We start from the raw sequence: 23,674 nt of genomic DNA, 5'->3' as shown, positions 1-23,674 counted from the left end.
ATTTTTACTAAATGAATTGCTTAAAAGTACTGAAAAAATCTCTCATAGACAGTCAATTATACGTCTCTTTAATGGGAACTTTCTTCGCCGTATTTTTCATGCTTGAGCAAAACACATTCCGTTTTCCATCGGTGCTCCTGATATTCATTACCTACTTCAGCGGCTACCTTTACACCAAATATCAAAACACCGAATATTTTTATAAAATTTTCATTCTAAATGTTATTACAGGATTGGTTTCTGCCGCCCTGATTATTTTCAACCATAATGAAATACGTCTGATCAAATGGTTTGTCATTGTGGTGTTAGGACTTCTTTACAACAGCTTCTTTCTTGAGACTTATATCCGGAAAATCCCTTTACTGAAAGTTTTTTATGTCGGTCTGGTCTGGGCATTAGTCAATGCGTGGCTGACCTTGCCCGAGTTTAACCTGCCTGTATTTTTCATCAGCTTCTTTTTTGTGACCTCTCTTGTTTTACCTTTTGATATCCGGGACATGAAAAGTGATACGGTACAGACCTTCCCCAAATTAATCGGAGTTCAGAACACGAAGTATCTTGCGTACATTCTTGTTTTTATTTCAACGGTTCTATCTGTTTTTTATCTGAAAATTCAATTTGCTTTCAGTTTCTTCCTGACCTCAATCATTACTTTTATTTTAATTTATTTCTCAGAACATTCCAATAAAGATTCTTATTTTTCTTTTTGGATTGAGACCTGTCCGGCATTGTGCCTTTTGTTTTTAATTCTGTTGGAAAAGTTTTACCTTTACTGAAAATTTGCAGCAATGGAATCTTTTGAAAGTATTCAGAGTTCAGACTGCACCATCGCTTTATCGGGGAAAACTTATAAAAGAGTACAATCTGCTGTATAAAATTACAGAAAAATGATATTAAGATTTTATTTATTTGGGACACCATCCATCTGAGCTTTAGCGTTAATTAAAAGTTTTCTACAATGATCATCAACAGGCTCACCCTATACAATTTTAAAAACCATTCTGAAAAAAAGTTTGAGTTTTCGCCTCAAATCAACTGTTTCGTCGGAAATAACGGTGCGGGAAAAACGAATATCCTGGATGCCTTACATTATCTTTCTGTAGGAAAAAGTTTTCTTGGAAACACAGATAGCAACAATATTAAAACAGGTGAAGATTTCTTTACGATTGACGCTGAAATCCGGAACGGTGACAGTGAAGATGTTATTAAAATTTCACAACCGAAAGAAGCAAAGAAAATCATTAAAAAGAATGATAAAAGCTACGACCGTATGGCAGATCATATCGGCTATCTACCAAGCGTGATGATCTCCCCTTATGACTCTAACCTGATTTCAGATTCAGGGGAGAGCCGAAGAAAGTTTTTAGATTCGATGATCTCACAGACTGACTCCGGGTATCTTTTCGATCTGATTCAATATCAGAAAACGGTTCAGCAGAGAAATGCCCTGTTGAAATACTTTGCAAAAAACAGAATCTGGGATAAAGATTCACTGGAAATCTATGATGATCCTATCACAAAATCAGGAACCAAAATTTTTGAGAAAAGGAGAGAATTTGTTTCAAAACTTGATCCTATCGTTCAGAACTTCTATGAGATTATTTCTGGTGGAAAAGAAACGGTTTCGGTCGTCTATGAATCTCATCTGCTTACTGATACTTTTGGAAATTTACTGGAAGAAAGCTTAGAACGTGACCGGATGCTGACCTATACGTCAAAAGGAATTCATAAGGATGATCTGCTTTTTGAAATGGATTCTGTTCTGATCAAGAAAATCGGCTCCCAGGGACAGCAGAAATCATTTTTAATTTCACTGAAATTAGCTCAGATGAGCCTGATCAAAGAGCTTACCGGGAAAACACCAATTCTTTTACTGGATGACATTTTTGATAAGCTGGACGATACCCGTGTAGCACAATTGATTAAGCTCGTCAATCAGGAAAATTTCGGACAGATTTTCATTACAGATACACATAGGGAACGGACTGAAAATGTGGTTAAGAAAATTAATGAAGAAAGTATTATTTTCGAAGTATAATCATTGGTCGGCTGTAAAAAGTAATAATTTCAAAAAACGGATCAGGAAACAGAATGAAAACAACTCCTGAATTTTAAATGTAATCCAAACTCCAAGCTGCGAATATCTAAAATTCACCATGAAAAGAAATAAAAAACGAGAATTTCAGTCTTCCGAACTGGTAAAATCTTTTGCCAGAATCTATGGTTTTGAAGACAAGTTAATGGCTTTTGAAATCAAAGACTTTCTTGAGGAATATCTTGATGAAAGTTTATTCAATGAAATTGAAAGCGTCAATATTGAAGACAGAACAATCATTATCAAAATTGATTCCCCCCTTCTGAAAAATGATTTTAAAATGCGCAGAAGCTTTTATCTGAAAAAGTTTCAGGATAAATTCGGAGAAGAAAAGTTTACTGATCTTCAGATTTTGTAGGCATAGATTTCTGCATCATATCATTGGTTTTAAAATCAAAACTTGAACGTAACGGGATGAAAAACTTCAGAGGATTTTTCAGGAAATACCTGAAAATTTCCCTGTAAATTTCACTTACTTCGCCAAAATTAAGCTTTCTGGACCTAAATGCCAGGAACATCGACAAACTGAAACTTACCAGGAAGTTGAAGAATCCGATAATAAATACAGTAAGAAGCGCCAGCCAGAAGGTATAAGAGTCTACACTGAAATCTCTGCCATACAATCCCAATGCAAAGTTTCCTGCAGCAAAAGTGATGTGACGGATATCAAGGTCTAATCCGAAAAATAAACCGATCGGTGCGGTGGCTCCGAGAAAAACACCAAACCAGAAATTAGATACAATTCCTGCCCAGTTTTTGGCATAATATTTTGAAAGGCTTCCGGCAAATCTGGCTCCAAATACCCTTTTAATCGACTGATTTTTTGCAATCCGGTCCGGAATCTGAAAGAAAATGGAATTATTCCCGATATTCCCGGAGATGATCCCTGAAATAAAGAGGTAAAAACCGGCAATACTTGCATGGAGAATCGCTTTGGAATTAAACGGATCTAAGTCCCTTAACAGTTTATCTGATTTTTCAACGGCAAGATTCTGTGAGAAAAATACATCCAGACCATAGATGATTGCCATTGCAACCGGAAAGGCCAGCAAGACATTTCCAACGAATGCTATAAACTGACTCCTGAATAATTTAGATACCAAATCTGCAAATTCCGTGTTATTCCTTTTTGTATTTCCCTGCTCAGACAACACTTTTGTCATCGTCGCAGCGGTCATTGCGGGCTGTTTGGTGGCTAATGTGAAGCCCATTAGATAAATCATAACAAATCCCATTGCATAATTTAATGAATATAAAAAAGCATGGAAAAAGTCGCTTCCCGGCATAAAACCGTATAACATTTTCAAGACGCACAAAGCCCCTACAATAATTCCTCCACCACTCGCTTTGTAAAACATTTTCATGTACTGCTTCCGGTTGGAGGTTATGTAATGACTTCCTGTTTCTGCAGTATGATTGGTAATCAGATGGGAAATCATCCTGGTACTGTCATTAAAAAGCTCTGAAATATTATTTTTGTGTGATTTATATCGTAGAATATTAAAGATGAGCTGCTTTGATTTAATGATAACATCTGCATCGGTATCAATCACGAGCAACTGCACAATTTCATAAATTCTCTGGGTCTGCTGACGGATTTTTAAAAGAGCCTGATTGATTTTTCCCGAAATACCGTATTTGGAAGAATTTTTAAAAGCAATATTTACGAAATCAAGACATTGCTCTGTATAGATTTTAATTTGTTTATACCTGCTGTCTTTGGAATTCAGCTGTATGTCAGGATTGATCTTAAATTCTTCAGCAAGCGTTTCAAGTTCCTTCTGCAATGCTAAGAACGGGTTATCAAAATTCCTGTATTCAGGTGCCATTCTTACCACTTCTACATCCAGTGCCATTCCGGTTACCCTCCATGAAAGAATATTCATTGAGAAAATAAGTTCCCTTTTGACTTTTGGTTTCTGGATAAAATCTGAGATCCCGAGGATATTAAAAAACTCATTCATCTCATTTTCAGGAAGGTTATGAAGATATTCAAGATCTTTTTTGGGCCTGAAACTGATATTGTCAACCATATACCAAACCGTCTTCTCGTTTTCAACGGGTGGTAAAATTTTATTAAGGATGCGTTTTTTCAATTCAGGAAAAAAAGCATTTTCAGACAGGATGTTGGCTTCGGTCAGAGATAAATTGAAAGGCCTATCCTCAAAAATATTATGAATATAGTACGTAAAATTTGCTGTCAGATTTGGATTTGCCTTAAAACAATTGAGAACGTCGGTAAAATCGACTTTCTTGATGCTCTCTAAAAACTCTGCCAATGGTTCCAGAGAAAGGGTTTCATTCTTAAAAGAAAAAAACTTTTTAAGAACAGATTCAAAATTTTTTGTACTTGAACTGAGAAATTTCATTAGTACAAAGATACTATTTCAAACTTACATTTCTCATCTGTCTCATGATCCAGTTGTGTTTCTTTCTCAGATAGGCTGAAGGATTTTTGGGATCATATTTTTTAGGGTTAGGCAAAACCGCTGCAATCCAGGCAGCTTCCGAAGTATTGAGGTCTTTGGAAGATTTCGCAAAATAATATTGTGATGCCGCTTCGACTCCAAAAACACCCTGCCCCATCTCAATAGAATTCAGGTATCTTTCGAGGATTATATCCTTATTCCAGACTTTCTCTATAATAAAAGTGTACATCGCTTCGAGGCCTTTCCTGATCCAGCTTCTGCCCTGCCAAAGAAAAATATTTTTGGCGGTCTGCTGGGAGATTGTACTTCCGCCTCTCAGTTTTTTCCCTTTTTCATTGTTCTTCATCGCTTTTTCAATCGCCGTGTAATCAAAACCGTCATGATTGAAAAACTTCTGATCTTCTGATGCAATAACCGCTTTTTTCACATTACTGCCCATCTCATCATAGGAAATATAATCCCGGTTCAGCTTTCCGTACTCAAAAAGCCCTCCGATCTGAGTAATGGTAATGGGTGGATTAAAGAATCTTCCCCAAATGATGAATACGACGTTCAAAATAAGAACGATAAAAATAAATTGTTTTACTTTCTTCCACATAGGCTAATAACTTCTGCAAAAATAAAAAATTACTTTGATCTATTGTAATTCTTTCATGTAAGTAAGATGATAATCGGATAAAAGTTCCGGGTGGAATATTTTTATATAATCTTTCAGCACTAAATCAGAACGTACAACTCCGCTTTCAAAAAAATCATTGGCTTTCTGTTTTTCTTTTGCACTGATTCCATAGATCCTCCCTTTGTTGAAAACATCAAGCTTACCGTAAAAAGGATTGATGTTGAGCATTTCTTTCTTTGAAAGGTGATTTCCCGCGTTCACCCAATATTGAGTCTGCCCGGATTTTGCATACACTTCTTCAAAGCTCATAGTGACTGCTTTTTCTTCATTATTGCCTTTTAAAATATAATCTGCATGAGCATCCGCAATACAGTTAGCTGTAAATGTTCTGCCTCCCGGCAGATACCAGACATCGCCATACATTTCGTTGGCTAAAACTTTCGGGCTGAATTTTGACTTTGAAGCCAGCTGTTTCAATTCACTATAATTTTTCTCAATCTCTTTATACTTTTGATCTGCAAGTTCTTCTTTTTTAAAAAGCTTTCCGAAAAGTTTCAGATATGCCGTTTTTTCCAAGGGTTTCTGTTCCATGTACTCATCGAGGAATATAACCTGAATGCCGTTATTCTTCAAAAGCTGATACGTATTTTCAAAACTGGCAATATAATTGGTGAAAATACAGTCCGGTTTCAGGGAAATTATTTTTTCAACATCATATTTTTGTTCGTTCCCAACATTCTGAATTTTTCCCTGTCTGGCTAAATCATTAATTTTTGGAGAATAAATATATTCCGGGCTTGATACTCCAACAAGTACATTTTCGGCATCAAGCTCAGAAATAAATCCTAAAAGACTTGAATTCAGCAGAATAACTTTTTTGAACGGGAGTTGATCCGCTTTCAGATCATATCTGAATTTTCCTGACTGTATATGCACAATTCCATGATCTTCACTGTAGTTCAGCTTTGAAGATATGGAAATTGTGTCGGGCGATGATATTTTTGACTCTTGTTTACAGGATATTACCGATAAAAACGCAAAAAACAATAAAAATTTCAGTTTCATCTTTCAAAGAAAGTAAAAAAGTATTATATTTGCAAACCTTTAAACAAGGCCTCGTGGCGCAACTGAATAGCGCATCTGATTACGGCTCAGAAGGTTACAGGTTTGAATCCTGTCGAGGTCACAAGACCGACATTTGGAGTTTTTTCGCTTCTTTGTCGGTTTTTTTTATTTCCCAACTTTTTGTTTATCAAAGCTATATTACCCGCAAGACTGTTGATTTTGTGGTTTGAAAATGTTCGCCATTGAAGATTAACTTTTCAGGATATATCAAACCAACAATTGCCCTTTTATCAATAGCACTTGCATTCTTATATCTCTCAGAGATTTTTGTAATGGCATTTAATGCCTGCTTCATCTTATTTTCAACATCATTTGTCGGTCCAGAACTTTTTAGTGAGTTTAGTTTAAAAGTGAGATTTTCTATTTCTGTTTTATACTTCATTTTAATTCTTCTAAAATCCTCTTCATCAATCTTATCGTCGATATACATATCTCGCGCTTTGTCGATTCTTTCTTCAATAGGATTAAGTTTGTTTTGAAGAATCTTTTTTTCATCATTCAAGCCATTTGAAACCATTGAAAAATTTTGCTTTAAGATGGTATTCATTATTTTTTCAGCTCCTATACTAAACCTAAATTTTGATAATTCTTCGAGGAAAAGATCATTAACTATTTCAGAATTATGCCTGAAACCGCATGCTGTTGTACAATGGTAATAATAGTAATGCTTACTTCTGCCCTTAGCACCGCTAGCTGTAAGAGTCTTATTACATCTTGGGCAGAGTAGCAATCCTCGTAAAGGATATCGTTCTTCATTGATAATCCTTCCTGCCGGTAAAAATGCGTCCTGATTACTTTTTCGATTTAAAGTATTCTGAACTTTCATGAAAAGTTCATCAGAAATTAAGGGATCATGTTTTCCTTCAACAATTTTCTCTTCTTCATCGTTATATGCCTTTAGAAATAATTTCCCACAATAGGCTATATTTCTCAAGGCATCCATAAATGCGTTTTTTGTGAGTTTTCTACCATCTCTTCTATTCATTTCCTTAAGCACTACCGCACTAGGTAAATGTCCCTTGGCTACCTGTTTGAAAGCCCAGATCATGTTTGTTGCTTCAGGCTCTTTAACTGCAACATACTTCCGTTCATCTTCTGTACATCTATTAATGTATCCGTATGGAGCTATTCCCATCATTCGTCCTTCTTTAATTGCTCTTCGCATACCGCATATTTTTGTTCGTACGTCAGCTTTCTGGTATCAATCGTTTGCAGACAGTTTCTTTTGAAAACAGGGCTTTTTATAAGTATGCCGTATTTTGTAATTTCAGTATCCATTCCCTCCTGATTCAAATATTTATAGCCTTTGTCGTATTTGGAGCGGATAAAAATTCTTTCAGCTTCACTTTCCAATAATCCCAACATATTCACGAAAACCAAAGTTGATTTTGCAGATACATCGGAATATTCAAAAGGAATCACGATAAAATCACTGTAAATCAGCAGATCGCTGTATTTCGCATCTAATGTTCCGGCCAGATCAAAGAGGTTGATCTCGTTGCTGTCTTTCAAATTAATGAGCGTTTCAAAGTCTGCAAACGGCTGTTCTTCGTCTATACATTCTACATCATACAATTTTGGAACATCCAGTACTTCATCTTCTTTCCATTTGTGGTAAAATGATTTTTGATAATCGAAATCAAAAACATTGATTTTCCTATCTGAAATGGCGGAAATGTAATTGGCAAATGCGATCGCCAATGTCGTTTTTCCGGTACCTCCTTTTTGTGTGGCAAAAGTGATGATCATTCTGATTGATTGTCGGTTTTTAGTTTTGGTAAATTCCCTGTCGTTGCTTACCTTCTCTTTTTTCTTCGTTTTTTTAATTCGTTTTCAGCAGGATCTTTTGCAGTTCCCGGACTTTTCGGTAGATTTCCAGATCTTTTTTAGCTCGGTTTTCAAAAAGCATAAAGTCCTTGATTTCTGTTTCCGGATTATTCTTCTTAAAAAATTCAAGCAGGATATTCTTTGTTTCCTGGCTGCGAATATTATAATCCTTCAGTATTTCAAAAGTCTTCTTATCCAGCTTGTCAGAAGTAAATTCAAACACTTCATTCATTTTCAGTAGATCACTTCCTTTATATACTTTTCCCGTTTTGTGGTCGATTACGGTGTAGCCAAAAGGATTTTTATCTTCTTTATGATGAAAAAGCATATCGATCCCGAAAACATCTTTCAGCTTTTTTTGGAGCTCGCTTTCAAAGGCAATCTTCATTTTTGAATCATTTCCTCCGTCAGTAGTTTTCTCTTTTGGAAGCACTGCTTCATTTTTTCTATTATCCTCCACTTTAAAAACCTTATTGGAATACAATTCTTTGTATTTGCTTAATATGGCTTTGATCTGCTTAGCCATTTTTCATTTTTACTGTTATCAAAAACAATTTGATCCCCTGAAATTATCCGCTGTATAACCCCGTTCTTTAAAATGTTAAAAGAATTTTCATCACTTGTGTTTTTGCCTATCTTGTAACCATTTCTGCTAAGTAAAGTTTCCAACTGATTGAGCGAACTTAATTTATAGCTCAACAGTTTGCTAAGTTCCTCTTGAGGTTTCTGACCATACAATTTTTCCATTGTATCACTTAATGCTTTTTGGGCTTTAAGCCTTTCATAACTGTCATTGATCTTTTTTCCTGTCTGTTTATCGACTCTTGTAGTAACTATATGAGCGTGATTATTATCGGTATTAATATGAAAAACCACAATGAAAGGTTGCATTCCGTACCCCATTTCATCCATAAAATTCTCAGCGATCTTAGTCAGCTCTTCTTTCGAATGTTCTTGAAATTTCGTAGAGATCATCGCGTGAAATTGAGGTTTCACTACTTTTTTATTCCCTATCGAAATAGCTCTCAAATAGTTTTTTACTTCCTCCTTGCTGCTTGATTCGTTGATGAAGGAAGGAAAATTCTTCATCAACATTAATTCTCCGGTTCCTTTATCAATTTTCTTATCGTTATAATGAACTCCTGGAAAACTGGGACCTGCCGGATCCATGATCTTAACAATCATCTTGATAGTTTTGCAAAGATTTTTATAAAGATTTCATTCTGTTCTTTTTTCAGAATTAGGATCTCTGATAACTTATCCGAAAAATTTCTAAGTTCTTTTTCACTGATAAACTTCTGACCATTTGCTATTTTTGCAACCTGGTTGATATTGTTTTCAATTTTTCCGAAGATGTTATCTTGCTTTTCAATGAACGCTAATACAATATATGTGTTGAGGTACTGGTAATCCCCTATCTTGTCATTTCCCGTTGTTCCTATACTTCCTCTGATCTTCCCTAAGCTCAGCCATTTTGAATCCTTTAAGAAATTCTCTTCCGAGAGCAGCCAAGCCCCGCCAACTGCCCCAAAGTTTCCGAAGCGGTTATTGGGACCAAAACGGCTGGAACCGTCCCGTCGTCCGGTCAGGTTCAGGATGTACCTTTTTTTCAGCTGATAATTAAATCGGGCAAATACTGCCGTATAGTTATACTCACTGCGCACCTGATCTGAGATCGTCTTGACACTGGCAGCACCGATATTATCAATAAGTGCATTGCTTTCAAATCCCCTTCCCGTGATAGCACCCTGATCAGACTGTGTCTTTTGCAGGGTCGTCCCTATCAAAGCCTCTAACTGATGATCTCCCAACTGATACGTTCCCACGATCTGCGGTTCCAGTATATAGGAGAAGTTTACCTGATTATTCTTGGAAGACGTTGAATTCAAACTCGTCTGACCTAAAGCAGGATTATTAATAGTGTGCGGCTTCAATGACCGTTCCTCGAAATTCTGATAACTGATCCCGGCATTCATCTTAACCGACAGAAAAGGAAACAACTTATAGGAGACATTCAGCCCGTTGTTAAAAAATGCGGTCTTGTTAATATATTCACTCAGAAAAGAGGCCACAGGATTCGTAAACGTACCATTCTCCCAGTTGATATTGCCAAAGCCATCATAGAGCGCTGGTGCATTCGGACTTAGGGTAATACTTTTCAGGGTCAGGTCATCATTCTGAACATTGTTCTTCTGAAAGGAGAATGTGTTGACAAAATTGAACTCCAGTCTCCTGTCAGGCGTAAAATAAGAAAAATTCGCATTGATATTATCCGTCCTGTACCTGAAATCAGCAGGCAGAACCGTAGACTGTTCATTATGACCATAGCTTATATTGTAGGATGTGGTCTCAGATCCACCGCTCAATGAAAGCTGAACCGCATAGGCATAAGCCGTCCCTCCGATCAGTTCTTTCTGCCAATCGGTATATCTCGACTGATCCCAGGTTCCGTTGATGTCATACATTGTCGCAGGATACGGCACATTATCATTCTGAAACCCCTGTTTCCTCATACCGTATTCATCATATCCATCGACCTTGTGATCCTGCTTAAAGAATAGGAAGTATTCAATTTCAGTTCAGACCTTCCCTTCTTCCCTCTTTTGGTCGTCACAATATCGATTTTTCTGATGATACAATTTTTCTTTGTAAAGAAACTTCTTTGGAATGGTATGGTGTGACTGGTACTATTCAAGAAATTTTTCAGAATACGGCAATGGATCTGTCCTTCATTATGGAGGAGCATGGTGGGAAATTCATATTTAATTGATAAAATGGCTGTTTAAAAATTAAAAAGGTTAATTTTATTAAAATTAATAACATTGAATAAATACAAACAACTCAAGCAAATAGGTAGAGGTGGCAATGGCATCGTCTGGAAGGTAACTGATGGAACTAATGAATTTGCTAAAAAAACGATTATAAAATACAAAAATCACACTGCATACAAACGATTTAGAGATGAAATAACTGTCATTAAAAACACATCATACAGTGGGATAATTGAGATCTTGGATTTCTTTATTCCTACAGGTAAAAATATTAAATCGACTCCTTACTACATAATGCCGTTGGGAGTTAGTATGAAGGAATTTTTATCAACAGAGGTTTCATTAGAAAAAACATTTAGTATTATTTCAAATATTATAAATACTGTTGAATACCTCCATAGTAATGGAATCACGCATAGGGATATTAAAATTGAAAATATTTTAGTGATCGGTGATGATCCTAAATTATCAGATTTTGGTTTAGCCAATTTTCCCAAACAAGTAAGGGTATCCAAGCCAAATGAAAAGATAGGTCCGGCATTTACAATTGCTCCCGAAATGAAAAGAATTTCCTCAAGCGCAGAATATAAGAAAGCAGACGTGTACTCTCTCGCAAAGACAATTTGGGTTATTCTTACAAAAAGCTGGTTAAGCTTCGATGGTCAGTACTCATCTTCAAGCACCATCGGTTTAAGCCATTATATTGATGTTAAGATCAATCAAATGACAACTTATGGCTCTATTGAATACCATTCTTTAGTACTACTTGAAAAACTACTGCAAGACGCTACTCACAATGATCCGGTAAGAAGACCTGATATTCTGGAATTTAAGTCCAGATTTGAATTTTGGTTCGAAAGTAATAATGAATATTTTTTACGGAACGGAATTGAGTGGCAAGATGCAATTGAAATAATATTTCCTGTATCAGTCCCACATTCTTGCGTTTGGACAGATATAATTTTCATAAATACAATTTTAGATATTCTATTTTCCCACTATGACCAATTAAACCATGTATTTTTTCCCGTTTCAGGAGGGGACGATTTCACAACTGTTGAGGTAATCAGGTTAAGAGGAGCGGATTATTTGTTTATTAACAAATCATACATTATTAAACCTGCGAAGCTTATTTTTGAGTTTATGGATGATTTCAATTGGAGTTATTTTAGGTTAGAGTTTGATACCATACAACCATTCTTTGGAACTGACATTTACGATAAAGAGGAACACATTTACATTAATCAATCCTACGATATTTTTGAAACTAATAAAAACACAGATGAAGATGACTATAGTCCAAGTTTAAGAGCAGTTTCTCTATGTTTAGAGGGTAGCATCTTAATAGTTCAAAAAACAGCTAATATCAACAATCTTAGCGGTCGCTTCGATCATTATACTGGTTTACATAATACGATGAGTAATTCAGAATACAAAGATTTACTAACGAAAATAAAAAATTTATACTAATGACATATTTAGAATGTATGCTATAGATTATTACTGCATTAGTAATTAATATAGTGTAATTTTAAACAGGTTAATTTTTCGATGAATTTCTTAAAATTTTATTTTTCTTATTTGCAGATTAGAATCGAATCAAGTTAAAATTGAATGTAATGAAGAAGTTAAATCTACAATTATTAAATACCGAGGAGCTTCAAGAATCGGATCTGGAATCTAGTTTGAGCGGGGAAAGCGCAAGAGGAACTTATAATGCCATACAATCCGTGATCAGACTGCATGATGAAGTGCATAAAGCATTGGCAAAGAATGATCTAAGTTCTGACAGAATACTGGCTTTTTCAACCTACATGCATGAAACGATTCACTGGTGGCAACACGTGGGATCGCATCTTGGATTTATCACAAGCATCAGCCATCCCGCCCTAGCGCATTTAGCACATCGTTATCTTAACACACTCGTGAAAAGGAATGAGAAATTCAAGTCCATCATTGAATATGATCAGCACATTTTTTCACAAACCGGAAATAATTCGAATAAGGAAGTCAACAAAATCCTGAATTATTATCATGATATAGGATATGCTAAGGCGTTTATTGCAGATAATGGCAACATCAACAAGATTTTAAATGACAAGCGCTTTTTCCTAAACATGGGACACTCCTTTCATATGCTATGGTCAACTTCGATTTACGTCCTTTCTGTTTCTATAGATCCAGAATTCAATTTCCTTCCCAAGATCAGGGACTGGAGAGAAAAATTCAAACAGGCGGAAAAAGAGCAGGCTCCTGGATTTGTTACGGATGCAGGGATGACCATATCAGAACTTGGCACTACAACAATTTATGAGGGACAAGCGAGATTTAATCAACTTCAGTATCTGTCAATTGCAACTGGGGATAAATATAGTTACGATGATTTCGCTGAGATGGGAATGTTGGAGGGTATTTATGTTGAAGCTTTCAACCTATTTCTTAAATACACAGGGATCGATCGGCCGGATAATTTGAATAATTCTGTTATCGGCCTATTTTTACTCATCTGCGATATTGCGATCAATCCCGTAGAAGGTTTTCCATCCGACATCATGGACTATGAATCTTTCATTATCTGCTCTGATCCCGGAATCAGATTTACCTTGCTTTGTAGCTCTATATCAAAAGAGAAGGACAAATGGACCACTGCCATTCAAGATTATTCACGACAAGAGTATATCGATCTTTCTGAGCAGCTGTGCGAATACATTGTCTGCTTACCACCTTGGGTAGGGAGCGCAATTGTGGCAGACTGGGCTGAAGAACATACTTCTATTCGAGCTCTACTGAAGGAAGAAAGTGAAATGAAATTCAAACCCGAAAATTTATCCATCAGACTTTTTACCGCCAAATACATCAGGTTCCAAGAAGACAAGATCAAATATCCCAATGTATTCTGCTGGATCGGTAGATCAATGACAGGACAAGTTCAGAAAGATTTAGATCTTTCATTGGTTGAGAAAATATTCAACAGACACCAAGCTTTATTTATTGATGTGATCGGTGGAGAGATAAGGCCCACGATTTTCGACGATCATCATGAGGAGAATACAATGGAGACCTTTCAGACATTCTATGCATTTAATACCACGTACGACATGACCTTTAAATGGATCACGGAAAAAGGACCTTTCAAATATGACTATCGCTGGCTGACAACAAAATATTCTGACCAAGAAATGAAAGACTGGGTCAGAAATCACTTTAAAGCAACTTATTCTATATTTCCCGAAGAACTAAAAACATTTGATGGAAAGTAAAATGATCTATAATTCTGCCGTCCGTTGCAACGGATTGACATCTGTATCAAAACAAGTGTCTGCGGTTCCTTTAAATGACAAGACGATCTGTCGCTTCACATCTGGGTAGGCATTGAAGACAAACATCCAAATAGAAAAGAATCCATTGTCGGATGCCCATAACCCCAAGGCTTTCTCAAATTCTGTTGCAGCTCCTTTTGCCGAAGCCGATTGATAGAGAGCCAATGCTATATTTGCTTTTAAAAATGCATCCTTACGATTAAGCCATCTGCGGTCGCTGGCAGTTGGATTGTCCGGATAATTCTGCAATCCAACAAGATTAAGCATATTTTGAGCCCTTACTTTTAAAGCAACCGGCAGGCCTGGATCTACATCAATTTTGCCATCAGGAGTGTAGGTGAATGCTAAATATGTATTATGCACATCCGGCCATAAATAATCTGGTAGATCGACAGGCTTGTCACCCTTGGTAGAATTACAATTGGTACAGCCCAATAAAAAATTAGTCCATTCGAGTTCTAATGTTGGATTCGGGTCTTTTGGCTGGACGTGTTCAACAGCCAGAGAAGATGGCAATTTTTGATTACAGTAGGAACAGTACTGCCCCATCCTGTCAATAAGATCACGACGTGCGTTTCCATATGCAGTAAAAACTTTATTACTCCCATCTGCCTCCAATGGTACAGGACCTCTTTCTACAGGACGCATCGTTACTCTTCTTCTTTTTTAGATTTTCTATCCGGACCTAAAGTGGCCAGTCTCGTCATCCTTAAAAATGCTGCTGCTGCAGGATCATTGATCTCAGCCTCTTTTTCTATTTTATCAAGCTCCCCGGACTTTTCTCTTTTTGTCCCGAAATTATCACCAAGGGTAATGTCATTTAACAACTCAAGATAATATGTTGTTTTATCATAGGTTTTTTGATATTCCAGACTTCTCGGCTCCACTTTCATAATATGGGACGTTACTTCCTCAATACTCATCTTGTCAGGATCTTCTTCCACCACTGCATCCAGATTAATCAATTCTTCCGCTTTAAGTGATTGTACGATAAATGGTGAGTGAGTAGTTGCAATAAACTGAATATTAGGAAATGCGGTTTTAAGATCATTAACAACACCCTGTTGCCATTTGGGATGGAGATGCATATCTATTTCATCAATTAAAACAATTCCTTTAGACTTTTTGACAGCATCCCGTCCATAATGAGAATTCAAAACAACACAGCGGTAAGCGATCTCTGCTACCATCGCAGCCATGGTTCTAAGTCCATCACTCAAATAGAACAAGGGAATGAATGATTCTTTACCATTTTCATCCTTTAAAATTCCACCAAGATCATCAGAGTCTTCATCCCACTCCTGTGGTGACCAATTGGGAATACAGGTATCGATAGCTTCAAATACGGCATCCAACAATACACTTTCCGCTTTGCCCTTCAGCCTTTTCCAATAGGCCGATTTGATCCATTCCATCGGAGAGGTTTTGTCAGTTCGACTGTCAATACAACGTGCATATCCATCTCTTAATCTGGAACCTTTTTTCTTCAATTTAACTGTCTGCTTAGGCTCGACCCACAAACGTGACGTACTGAAGAAATTGATAACTGGCAGATCGATGTTCTCCTCAAGTTCAACATTGACTTTATGGTTTAATCCTTCAGCAATCCTTATAATATTAAAAGCATTTTTATAATCTGTTCGACTTGCTGTTTTTGAGCGCATCCATGCGATTCGATCATCATTGATGATACCATATGCTTTGACGCTGCATCCTTTCTGAGGTACAAACCTATTTTCCAGATCAATTCTTCTTACATCTTCCTTTTGTATATGATAACGTTCCGCTTCATCAATCCCCATAAGAAAAGTACCGGCAGCTACTCGCAACCCTTGTAATATGGAAGATTTCCCCTTCCCGTTCTCTCCAATAACAACGGTGAACTGGGTTGAGAAATGAAAGGTTGAATTTTCGAAGTTTCGAAAATTACGCAGGTCTATTTTATTGATTATCATAACTTTATAATAACATAATAATTAAAAAATACTATTAATTAATATTTATATACAAATATAACAGAATAGATTATATTTTTAGCTGAAATAGTTAAATTTTAAGTTTCTAAACCTATATTTTGGAGTTTACAAAATCTTTTATGCGAGTCGATTTATTTTCCATAGATTAATTTTTAAAATGTTTTGTAACAAGAATTCAGATTAAGAGGTAGGATAAAATTGGAAATATCATAGCACAGTTACTATTTTTTGAGTCATTTTACTCGCTAAATCGATTTCTGAAGGTCAAAGAATTTCTCTGAAAAATTCACTCAATTAATTATACAATTTGTATAATTTTCATTATCTTTGATCAAAGCAAATGATTTCATGAGAATAGATGATCTGCTAAATAAAAAACCAGTTGAGGCGAAAATTGTAGAGTCTGTAAATTACAAAGGAGGTCTACCTTCTTTAACCGATAACTGGAGATTCAACTTCAAAAAACATTCGAAGGCCAAAAATGTCAGGACTTTTGTTTTGGTATGTGAGCACTCTGAGGATATTATTGAAGGATGCCTTATTTTTGAAATGCGTGATAAAACAGATCCTTACATGGCCTATCTGGAAATCTCCCCTCATAACAAAGGAAAAGATAAGAGATATGATAAAGTGGCAGGATGCCTTATTGCATTTGCAAGCAGATTGAGTTTCATTCATGGGGAGGATTTTAACAAGGGATGGCTTGCTTTTGACGTTCAGGAAGAAACACAGGAAGATGAAGAAAAATTAATGACTTTGTATTCTAAAAAATACAAAGCCATGAGACTGGAAGGCACAACATTAATGATCATATCGCCTGAGAATGGCGAAAAGTTAATTGAGTTTTATTTAAATAGTTAGAGACATGAAAGCAACAAAAGAAATTAAAATAGAAAATGTTTTTAATGAGTCTAAGCGAAATCTGGTAAAAGATTTCATCAGCAAGAAATCTGCAGGTCAAAGCAAAGAACGATTGTTAAGAAATGAATTGTTGTCTATTCAATATAAAATCGAGGACTACATTTCAGATGAAACGGCAAATGAAGAAAATCTAAAACTTTTAGATTTCGTAAAAATGTATCTTCGAACATTCGATATTACAAAAAAGGATTTTGCAAGATATCTGGACATGCAGGATTCTAATCTACATAAATATCTTATTGGTGAAAGAAAGCTCAATGCCAAAGTGGCTTTAAAAATAAGCTACTTTACTCATACCAAACCTGAATATTGGTACGGTATCCAAATTAAGAATGAAATTACCGAATTGAGGAAAGAAGAGAAAAACAATAAAGAATATGAAAAATATGATTATTCAAAAATGCTTGAAGTGTGATTCTTTTTGTTTTCTGTTAAAATCTGATATGGAGTAAAAGCAAATAATAGAGACAGGTCCTGACGCAAGTTGGGATCTTTCTTTGTTTTTAAGGATAACCGTAAAATAATAGATCAGCTATGATGTAAATTTAAAGCATTCAAAATTGACGCATCTAATTTGAAAAAAACACTTCAGAAATGAACAAGATTCTAAATTCTTTTATTGATACTCTGATAGAGCAGAAAAAACTGCAATTTTCAGTAGATGAAATGACCATAGATCCAGCTCTTATTGAAAATGGGATGCTGAGAGTTGAAAATGGTCAGGTATTCATCTCGGACTACAAAACTGTATCGAGGGCTTTCATTGAAAGATATAAACAAATATTGAATATCTCGATCAGCAACTCCTTCGAGAAGAATGCAGAATTTATCAACAACATAGAACAAGATTTTAACAGCAGAGGTTTTAATGCAGACTATCTGACACTCTCAAACGAGATTTGGAAAACCATTATCAAAGAATCAAATACGGATCACGGATGTTCGTTTTCCAATTACCTTACTTCTATAGATCGTGATAATACGCCTGAGGGTTTTTATGAGTTTATAGAAGCTTATGCCACCTTATTACCTGAACTGAATTTAACGGTTGATGAGATCGTTGATAATTTTCTGATTCTGGAGGAGATTACGAAAAGCGAAATGGAATATAATGTCGACCTGGGTCTGGTTTTGAATGGCATTAGAAATCTTTCTAAAAATGAATACGATAAGGGTTTACAGATTCTGCAGAAGTCTTTGAACCTGGACAACACGAAGGATGTTTTAACATCAGCTGTTGTTACTGGGCTGTATGAAAATAAAGGTGCAGCATTCTATACATCGGTTTTAAAAAAAATGATTTCTGAAGGGGAAAACCTGAACCCTATCTTTTTTGGACTGTCTAAAGTTTCAGATCTCTCTGAAAAAGATCCTGAATTATTTTTAGTTCTTATAAAAGAATATGGGGATGACAAAAATTTGACCATAGCCGTACTATCTCTTGTCTTTTCAGTACTAAAAAGTAACTATTCTGTCCATCATCAATTTTGTTTTGAAAAATTAAAGTCTGCTGTAGAAAATGAGGCTACCGCGTACTATATATTACGTAACCTCGATCTGAAAGGTGTTTACAACAATGAACAAACCGATATCGTTTTGAAGTTGATTCAGCAGGATTATTTCACTATCGATAAATACATACCAGCAATTGCACAATCTGTTAGACGTTTTAAAGATCTCGAATATTTTAGGCAAATTATTTTGAGCATTATCAACGTCTCTCCTTTCAACCTATTTATAAGAAAATTCCAAACATTTATTTATAACGTCGATAAGATCGAGATCGACAGGTTGATGATAGAACTTCTGACCGATAATGCCGCAAGCAAAAGATTTACAGGAATTGAGATTTTTCAAGAGTTATCACGACCTGTTCCGTACAGATTTACACTTGATATTTTAACATTAGTGCCAATTTCACAGTATAAGCTCTGGATGGCACTAACAGGAGATTTTCACCAGCCAAAAGATAGGCTGACGGCTTTACTACCTTTGCTTAATTCAGAAAGTGAATTGGTCAGGGAAAGTTTTTTGTGCAAGCTGGAAGAAATATCCGAAGATTACGGAGGGCAGGTGCTGGAGGTACTTGAAGAAAATCTTGAAGTTGATAAGCCAACCCACAATATTGCAATTGAAAGAATCAAAAAATACATCAGGGATTTTTTTGACAAACACACAAATTCTAAAAATGAGCTTTCAGAGTTTGATCCTTACAATACCCATTTCAAGCATATTAAAAAATTCAATGATCTTTTCCATAAGAATATGGGCAGGTCAATTGACCAAGGCGCAAGAGAGGACAGTTTCCTTTCGCTTTTGGGAGCAAGTACGGTTCAACTGTCCAAAGGTGGAGGATATCGCTTTGGGACAAAGAAAGAAATTGCACAATTAGGTTCATTTGCATCGAGTTTTACAATGCCAAGGAGTTACTTTATAGATTCTAACCATTATGATATGGAAATTGGAATGCTGATTCGACAGGACTGGAAGGATGAAGAATTTACAGAATTACTAAAAGTGATTGAAAATGAATAGCAGCAACATTATTGTCAGCGAATATCTGTCATCATTAAAAGAGGATACAGAACTGGATCATCTATTCCCCATTCTATTAAATGTGATGGGATTCAGGATTATTCAGACAGCCAAGGAGTCAAAAGGACAGTCCCAATACGGAAAAGATATTATTGCTGTAGGAAAGGATGAGAAAGGAATCATACACAGATGGTATTTTGAGTTGAAAGGTTATTCGGATCGGGATATCACACAGTCTAATTTTTCAAAATCTGATGGGATCAGGGAATCGATCATTGAGGCAAAAGATACGGTCTTCAGAGGTTCATCAGTTTCAGGTTTTAACCATTTACCTGTGAAGATCGTCATCGTGCACAATGGCACACTAAAGACCAATATCAGAGATACATTTGAAGGCTTTATCTCAAGGGAGTTCAAGGAAGGTGAATTCGAACGGTGGGACATCTACCACCTAACAGATCTTTTCAGTAAGTATCTTTTTGACGAATATTTGCTCTCCGATGCTGAGAGCAATAGATTGTTAAAAAAAACATTGGCTTTTCTGGATTCACCAGACAGCGAATTCAAAGAGTTCAAGGAACTGGTCCATATTCAATTCAGAACTTTTGAAGATATCAGAAGTAGAGCTTTTAAGAAGTTATTCGCAACATTGAACCTGTTGAATTCAATCATCTTTCATTACAGCAAAGAAAACAACTATCTTGTACCTGCTAAAGAATGTTCTAAATTTTTGGTCCTAAAAACCTGGCATTGGATCTTGGAAAATAATCTGCAGAACAAAAAACCTGTTGTTACAGAATTCAGAAAAATTCTACAAGGTCAGTTTGAGATATTCGGCGAATACTTTCAGCGTACATTTCCGGTAGCAAGAACACAGAATGGCCTCTATTCTGAATTTGGTGGCTTCTTTGAGAAAGTGGGTTATCCGTTAAGGAGTTTTGAATATTTAGATGATGTGATCTACTATAGCAGATTGCGGAATACCTTGTATAAATCTAAAAATAGGATAGCTGTACACCACAAGCAAAAAGACCTGATCATAGAATTGATAACTAACAACAGCAGTTTCAAAAGACCCCTTTGTGACAACCACTCCATTCCTATCGTTCAATTGCTACTGTTTTTTAGCGACAAAGATTCCTTGAGACAGAAAGATGTTGAATTTTTATTTAGCTATATTGATCAGACCGTTAACAATATCCATTCGGAAAAAATAAAGTTTAACAGATTACCCGAACTGCATAATAACATTGATCTTATCATAGAATTTATAGCCAATAAGAACCGACCGGAAAATTATTGTGACAGTTCTTCAATTCTACTGGCGATCCTTTTGGAAATTTGTGTAATTTTTAATTCCAAAGAGCTTTTTAAAAAGATATTATCCTTTATCGATGATAACCTCAGTTTGCAGATAGTATCAATAGATTTCAGTAGCCAAAATGCAGAAACACTGCTATTTGAGAAACACCTTCATAACGAATATTATGTAGAATGTATAGAAAGAGTTGAGGATGGTTTGACGCTCTTGAAAACAGATGCTGACTTTACGCAGTTTAAAAAGTCAGTAGTAGAAAAGAAAGAAGCTTTGAGATCATACGAAACAGATGCCTTGGGTCTCTCGTGCGTACGTTATCTGGCACACAGCTATTTCAAAAATGAAATTTTACCTGAAGAGTGGCGGGCACTGATAGGGGATCAAAAAAAGATAATCTGATATAAATTTAAATTATAAAGCTTAATAGTTAATTGAAAAATAAACTACCTGATAATGATTTGAGTAAAATTTCTTTTTGTCGCAGTGTATTTTTAAAATACAATAGTAAATTATTTTTCTATTCTAAGGTTTCTTTTAAACTTCCAATCGAAGATTCAATGATTTTCTTTTGACCTTTTAAAAAGTTTGTATTTTCCTCTAAGGTCAGTTGTGGAATTTTTATATTTTTAGTTGAAATGAGATCTACAGTAACTTCCTGAGAACAAGTCGGACATTGGTTGGCACCTCTCTCGCTGATGATATTTTCGTTAAAAACCTTTTTTAAATTATTATGATCTTTTATTTCAGACTCTACAGTTTTCAGTTGACTATTTAAAATCAAAGATTGCTGACTATCAACTCTCAATTTATTTTCAAATCTTTCGATATAATCCTGTAGTTTATAATAATCCTCTTTTTCTTTATTAAATGTGGCTAATGCAATTTCTCTATTTTCTCTAATAGTTGATAATGATCTTTGCTCTAATTCTCTTACATGTTCAGATTTAAGTTCTAAAAATTGATTAATGTTAATTTTATCTGTTTCTGAAGTACTAAACTGTCCAGTAATTTTTTCTATTAAAGTTTTATCTCTGGTTAGTTCACCAGGAACATTTATAATTGTTGAATTATTTTTTCGTTCCAAGTAAGAAAACGCTCTTATTTTCTTTCTCCATTCTTCTGTTAAAAAGCTTTTTTCTTTACTTAGAATATCTTTCTTTGTGGATAGATTTATTTCATTAAGGTTTAATAAAAATTCTACGATCTTTTCTTTAGCTTTTGTTATTCCGAAGAATGGCATAGTTGCAAAAAAATCTGACCAACCTTTAGTTTGTTCTATAAACAATGTCGAAAATATGGTTTGAAGATATAGCAGACTGTAATTACTTGTTCTTGAGCTGTTACTCACTTCTGGCAGCTAAATATTGATAAATTCACTAAACCAATTATAAAAACCATTTAATCCATCATTGTTGCCTTCACCATTCACATAAAAAATTTCAAAATTGAGATCATAACTTTCCTTGGAAAGTTCAGCGATACTATCGTTGTACACGTTAATATTTGATGTCTTAAATTCAGAAGAACTAGACTTAATATATCTCTCTAAAGTAACAACTTTATTATCATCATTTTTAACTTCTAAAAGAATTTTTGAAGATAGTACTCTATAATAGTTTTCCTCATCATCATTCGGTTTTATAATAAATTCTTGTTTTAATGCTTTATCTAAAGCTTTTTCATTGTGAGCACCTAAAAGTTCTTCCATTCCCAACGCATAATAAATACAAGTATTTATTGTGGTCTTACCTCTTGAATTTGGTCCTGCAATGATATTTAAGCCTTGATCAAAATTAAAATCAAATCCATATAGATCTGTAATATCGACGCTTTTATCGGTTAGTACTTCTGATTTTAGTCTTTGTATAATAAACATATATAATTTTAGATTAGTGTCCAATTATTATTTGCTCTGTGTAATCTAGCTTTTGGTATAATACCCAATGCTTTAATTTTTTCAATTTCATCAGTAAAAAGCTCAAACTGATTAATAGAATTTACTATTTCTTCTCCTTTTGCGGTTATTTTTATTTCTAAAGTCTGGCTAACAATAACCTTATCTAAAAAAGAGTTTATAAAACCTAATGAGAGTACTTCATCAATCCCATGTTCAAATGTCCAGGGAACTAAAGTGTTTCTTTGCTGTTTGGCTACGTCAAATAATATTTGATAATTATCATCGCTTCTTAAACTCCAGAAGACCAAATGAAGTAATTCTAAATTAGCTTTTTTCGCATATCCACAATATTTAATTATTGCTAGTAACAGTACGATCTTATAATATCCATTATTGAACGGTTTTTTGTTGTCTGTTTTTTTATAAGTGATGGTTATTAGACAGGTTGAATTTTTATATATTAGAAATTAACAGAAATTTTGGATACAATAATTTTCCGCAACTTAGTCGAAGTTCATGTAATTACAGGATAAGAGATTCAATTAGATACGACACGAAAATTTAGCGACCATTCCACAATACACTACTTCAAAATTCAGTAATAATACTGAATTATTTTTTTAGAAATTACATTAATATTGTTTTATTGATAAAATTTCAAGTAAACCTGTTAGCGCAGGTTGGGGATTGATGTTATTCACTATGCTTTTACCTGCTGGTCATAATTTAGCTATGATTTTAGTAACTATTATTATGCCAAAAGAGCATATGGAACATCCTCGAACTCCTAAATAGGAATTAATTTCATACTAAAATTTTACAAATTTATATGGTACAAAGT

The 23,674-nt window shown here is 35.1% G+C and carries 22 protein-coding genes and 1 tRNA gene; 10 read left to right on the top strand and 13 right to left on the bottom strand.

Annotation, left to right across the window (positions count from 1 at the left end; translation table 11 throughout):
* Positions 1 to 11 precede the first annotated feature (11 nt).
* The 3 genes from AC2A07_RS04975 (at position 12) to AC2A07_RS04965 (ending at position 2,453) form a co-directional block, all read left to right on the top strand.
* The gene (locus AC2A07_RS04975) at positions 12 to 776 is read left to right on the top strand and encodes a UbiA prenyltransferase family protein (protein ID WP_484049491.1); all 765 of its coding nucleotides are present in this window, start codon (positions 12 to 14) and stop codon (positions 774 to 776) included.
* A 182-nt stretch (positions 777 to 958) separates the two neighbouring features.
* On the top strand, positions 959 to 2,038 hold the full coding sequence (recF, locus tag AC2A07_RS04970) for a DNA replication/repair protein RecF (RefSeq protein ID WP_484049490.1): 1,080 nt from the start codon (positions 959 to 961) through the stop codon (positions 2,036 to 2,038).
* A 118-nt stretch (positions 2,039 to 2,156) separates the two neighbouring features.
* Positions 2,157 to 2,453, top strand: coding sequence for a hypothetical protein (locus AC2A07_RS04965; RefSeq protein WP_484049489.1), 297 nt, complete (start codon positions 2,157 to 2,159; stop codon positions 2,451 to 2,453).
* Here the strand turns inward: AC2A07_RS04965 and AC2A07_RS04960 are convergent.
* The 3 genes from AC2A07_RS04960 to AC2A07_RS04950 are packed head-to-tail and all read right to left on the bottom strand — an operon-like array spanning position 2,431 to position 6,208.
* Positions 2,431 to 4,464: a recombinase gene (locus AC2A07_RS04960; RefSeq protein WP_484049488.1), complete on the bottom strand. Its 2,034-nt coding sequence runs from the start codon at positions 4,462 to 4,464 to the stop codon at positions 2,431 to 2,433. The genes AC2A07_RS04965 and AC2A07_RS04960 overlap by 23 nt on opposite strands.
* 13 nt (positions 4,465 to 4,477) lie before the next feature.
* Entirely contained in the window at positions 4,478 to 5,122 is a 645-nt protein-coding gene (mtgA, locus tag AC2A07_RS04955) for a monofunctional biosynthetic peptidoglycan transglycosylase (protein WP_484049487.1), read from the bottom strand.
* 39 nt (positions 5,123 to 5,161) lie between these two features.
* Positions 5,162 to 6,208, bottom strand: coding sequence for an ABC transporter substrate-binding protein (locus AC2A07_RS04950; RefSeq protein ID WP_484049486.1), 1,047 nt, complete (start codon positions 6,206 to 6,208; stop codon positions 5,162 to 5,164).
* Positions 6,209 to 6,255: 47 nt separating this feature from the next.
* On the opposite strand from AC2A07_RS04950, the gene AC2A07_RS04945 reads away from it, so the two are divergent.
* Positions 6,256 to 6,329 (top strand) — tRNA-Arg (locus AC2A07_RS04945).
* A 72-nt stretch (positions 6,330 to 6,401) separates the two neighbouring features.
* Here the strand turns inward: AC2A07_RS04945 and AC2A07_RS04940 are convergent.
* From AC2A07_RS04940 to AC2A07_RS04920, 5 genes are all read right to left on the bottom strand, one after another.
* A complete protein-coding gene (locus AC2A07_RS04940) occupies positions 6,402 to 7,433 on the bottom strand; it encodes a recombinase family protein (RefSeq protein WP_484049485.1) in 1,032 nt (343 codons plus the stop codon).
* Positions 7,403 to 8,017: a ParA family protein gene (locus AC2A07_RS04935; RefSeq protein WP_484049484.1), complete on the bottom strand. Its 615-nt coding sequence runs from the start codon at positions 8,015 to 8,017 to the stop codon at positions 7,403 to 7,405. Before AC2A07_RS04935 ends, AC2A07_RS04940 begins: the two co-directional genes overlap by 31 nt.
* 73 nt (positions 8,018 to 8,090) lie before the next feature.
* On the bottom strand, positions 8,091 to 8,621 hold the full coding sequence (locus AC2A07_RS04930; RefSeq protein WP_484049483.1) for a hypothetical protein: 531 nt from the start codon (positions 8,619 to 8,621) through the stop codon (positions 8,091 to 8,093).
* Positions 8,594 to 9,280 (bottom strand): relaxase/mobilization nuclease domain-containing protein, encoded by a 687-nt coding sequence (locus AC2A07_RS04925; RefSeq protein WP_484049482.1) that lies wholly within the window; start codon positions 9,278 to 9,280, stop codon positions 8,594 to 8,596. The genes AC2A07_RS04930 and AC2A07_RS04925 overlap by 28 nt, the downstream gene beginning before the upstream one ends.
* On the bottom strand, positions 9,277 to 10,608 hold the full coding sequence (locus AC2A07_RS04920) for a hypothetical protein (RefSeq protein ID WP_484049481.1): 1,332 nt from the start codon (positions 10,606 to 10,608) through the stop codon (positions 9,277 to 9,279). The genes AC2A07_RS04925 and AC2A07_RS04920 overlap by 4 nt, the downstream gene beginning before the upstream one ends.
* 309 nt (positions 10,609 to 10,917) lie before the next feature.
* Here AC2A07_RS04920 and AC2A07_RS04915 point away from each other — a divergent pair, with 309 nt between their 5' ends.
* Entirely contained in the window at positions 10,918 to 12,336 is a 1,419-nt protein-coding gene (locus AC2A07_RS04915) for a protein kinase domain-containing protein (protein ID WP_484049480.1), read from the top strand.
* A gap of 149 nt (positions 12,337 to 12,485) precedes the next feature.
* Entirely contained in the window at positions 12,486 to 14,126 is a 1,641-nt protein-coding gene (locus tag AC2A07_RS04910) for a hypothetical protein (protein ID WP_484049479.1), read from the top strand.
* Between the two features lie 6 nt (positions 14,127 to 14,132).
* Here the strand turns inward: AC2A07_RS04910 and AC2A07_RS04905 are convergent, their stop codons facing one another.
* Together AC2A07_RS04905 and AC2A07_RS04900 are read right to left on the bottom strand one after the other, a co-directional pair.
* Positions 14,133 to 14,834, bottom strand: a complete 702-nt coding sequence (locus AC2A07_RS04905; protein WP_484049478.1) for an HNH endonuclease — start codon at positions 14,832 to 14,834, stop codon at positions 14,133 to 14,135.
* 2 nt (positions 14,835 to 14,836) lie between these two features.
* Positions 14,837 to 16,141, bottom strand: a complete 1,305-nt coding sequence (locus AC2A07_RS04900; RefSeq protein WP_484049477.1) for an AAA family ATPase — start codon at positions 16,139 to 16,141, stop codon at positions 14,837 to 14,839.
* Between the two features lie 369 nt (positions 16,142 to 16,510).
* On the opposite strand from AC2A07_RS04900, the gene AC2A07_RS04895 reads away from it, so the two are divergent.
* From AC2A07_RS04895 to AC2A07_RS04880, 4 genes are all read left to right on the top strand, one after another.
* Entirely contained in the window at positions 16,511 to 17,023 is a 513-nt protein-coding gene (locus tag AC2A07_RS04895) for a hypothetical protein (RefSeq protein ID WP_484049476.1), read from the top strand.
* Between the two features lie 4 nt (positions 17,024 to 17,027).
* Complete coding sequence (locus tag AC2A07_RS04890) at positions 17,028 to 17,498, top strand: helix-turn-helix transcriptional regulator (RefSeq protein WP_484049475.1); 471 nt, start codon at positions 17,028 to 17,030, stop codon at positions 17,496 to 17,498.
* A 179-nt stretch (positions 17,499 to 17,677) separates the two neighbouring features.
* Positions 17,678 to 19,618, top strand: a complete 1,941-nt coding sequence (locus tag AC2A07_RS04885) for a hypothetical protein (protein ID WP_484049474.1) — start codon at positions 17,678 to 17,680, stop codon at positions 19,616 to 19,618.
* On the top strand, positions 19,611 to 21,335 hold the full coding sequence (locus AC2A07_RS04880; protein WP_484049473.1) for a hypothetical protein: 1,725 nt from the start codon (positions 19,611 to 19,613) through the stop codon (positions 21,333 to 21,335). Before AC2A07_RS04885 ends, AC2A07_RS04880 begins: the two co-directional genes overlap by 8 nt.
* Positions 21,336 to 21,453: 118 nt before the next feature.
* Here the strand turns inward: AC2A07_RS04880 and AC2A07_RS04875 are convergent, their stop codons facing one another.
* The 3 genes from AC2A07_RS04875 to AC2A07_RS04865 all read right to left on the bottom strand — a co-directional run bounded on the left by AC2A07_RS04875 (position 21,454) and on the right by AC2A07_RS04865 (position 23,141).
* Positions 21,454 to 22,221 (bottom strand): hypothetical protein, encoded by a 768-nt coding sequence (locus tag AC2A07_RS04875; protein ID WP_484049472.1) that lies wholly within the window; start codon positions 22,219 to 22,221, stop codon positions 21,454 to 21,456.
* Between the two features lie 72 nt (positions 22,222 to 22,293).
* Positions 22,294 to 22,812: an ATP-binding protein gene (locus AC2A07_RS04870; RefSeq protein ID WP_484049471.1), complete on the bottom strand. Its 519-nt coding sequence runs from the start codon at positions 22,810 to 22,812 to the stop codon at positions 22,294 to 22,296.
* Positions 22,813 to 22,820: 8 nt separating this feature from the next.
* Complete coding sequence (locus AC2A07_RS04865; protein ID WP_484049470.1) at positions 22,821 to 23,141, bottom strand: hypothetical protein; 321 nt, start codon at positions 23,139 to 23,141, stop codon at positions 22,821 to 22,823.
* Positions 23,142 to 23,674: the final 533 nt, after the last annotated feature.

This window comes from Chryseobacterium sp. HNCC26DJ238 (assembly GCF_057180465.1).
This window is presented reverse-complemented; position numbering and strand designations above follow the sequence as displayed.

Bases quoted from the DNA above. Each gene is read 5' to 3' on its own strand.
- AC2A07_RS04975 (WP_484049491.1), top strand. From the start codon at position 12: ATGAATTGCTTAAAAGTACTGAAAAAATCTCTCATAGACAGTCAATTA.
- recF (WP_484049490.1), top strand. From the start codon at position 959: ATGATCATCAACAGGCTCACCCTATACAATTTTAAAAACCATTCTGAA.
- AC2A07_RS04965 (WP_484049489.1), top strand. From the start codon at position 2,157: ATGAAAAGAAATAAAAAACGAGAATTTCAGTCTTCCGAACTGGTAAAA.
- AC2A07_RS04960 (WP_484049488.1), bottom strand. From the start codon at position 4,464: ATGAAATTTCTCAGTTCAAGTACAAAAAATTTTGAATCTGTTCTTAAA.
- mtgA (WP_484049487.1), bottom strand. From the start codon at position 5,122: ATGTGGAAGAAAGTAAAACAATTTATTTTTATCGTTCTTATTTTGAAC.
- AC2A07_RS04950 (WP_484049486.1), bottom strand. From the start codon at position 6,208: ATGAAACTGAAATTTTTATTGTTTTTTGCGTTTTTATCGGTAATATCC.
- AC2A07_RS04940 (WP_484049485.1), bottom strand. From the start codon at position 7,433: ATGCGAAGAGCAATTAAAGAAGGACGAATGATGGGAATAGCTCCATAC.
- AC2A07_RS04935 (WP_484049484.1), bottom strand. From the start codon at position 8,017: ATGATCATCACTTTTGCCACACAAAAAGGAGGTACCGGAAAAACGACA.
- AC2A07_RS04930 (WP_484049483.1), bottom strand. From the start codon at position 8,621: ATGGCTAAGCAGATCAAAGCCATATTAAGCAAATACAAAGAATTGTAT.
- AC2A07_RS04925 (WP_484049482.1), bottom strand. From the start codon at position 9,280: ATGATTGTTAAGATCATGGATCCGGCAGGTCCCAGTTTTCCAGGAGTT.
- AC2A07_RS04920 (WP_484049481.1), bottom strand. From the start codon at position 10,608: ATGAGGAAACAGGGGTTTCAGAATGATAATGTGCCGTATCCTGCGACA.
- AC2A07_RS04910 (WP_484049479.1), top strand. From the start codon at position 12,486: ATGAAGAAGTTAAATCTACAATTATTAAATACCGAGGAGCTTCAAGAA.
- AC2A07_RS04905 (WP_484049478.1), bottom strand. From the start codon at position 14,834: ATGCGTCCTGTAGAAAGAGGTCCTGTACCATTGGAGGCAGATGGGAGT.
- AC2A07_RS04900 (WP_484049477.1), bottom strand. From the start codon at position 16,141: ATGATAATCAATAAAATAGACCTGCGTAATTTTCGAAACTTCGAAAAT.
- AC2A07_RS04895 (WP_484049476.1), top strand. From the start codon at position 16,511: ATGAGAATAGATGATCTGCTAAATAAAAAACCAGTTGAGGCGAAAATT.
- AC2A07_RS04890 (WP_484049475.1), top strand. From the start codon at position 17,028: ATGAAAGCAACAAAAGAAATTAAAATAGAAAATGTTTTTAATGAGTCT.
- AC2A07_RS04885 (WP_484049474.1), top strand. From the start codon at position 17,678: ATGAACAAGATTCTAAATTCTTTTATTGATACTCTGATAGAGCAGAAA.
- AC2A07_RS04880 (WP_484049473.1), top strand. From the start codon at position 19,611: ATGAATAGCAGCAACATTATTGTCAGCGAATATCTGTCATCATTAAAA.
- AC2A07_RS04870 (WP_484049471.1), bottom strand. From the start codon at position 22,812: ATGTTTATTATACAAAGACTAAAATCAGAAGTACTAACCGATAAAAGC.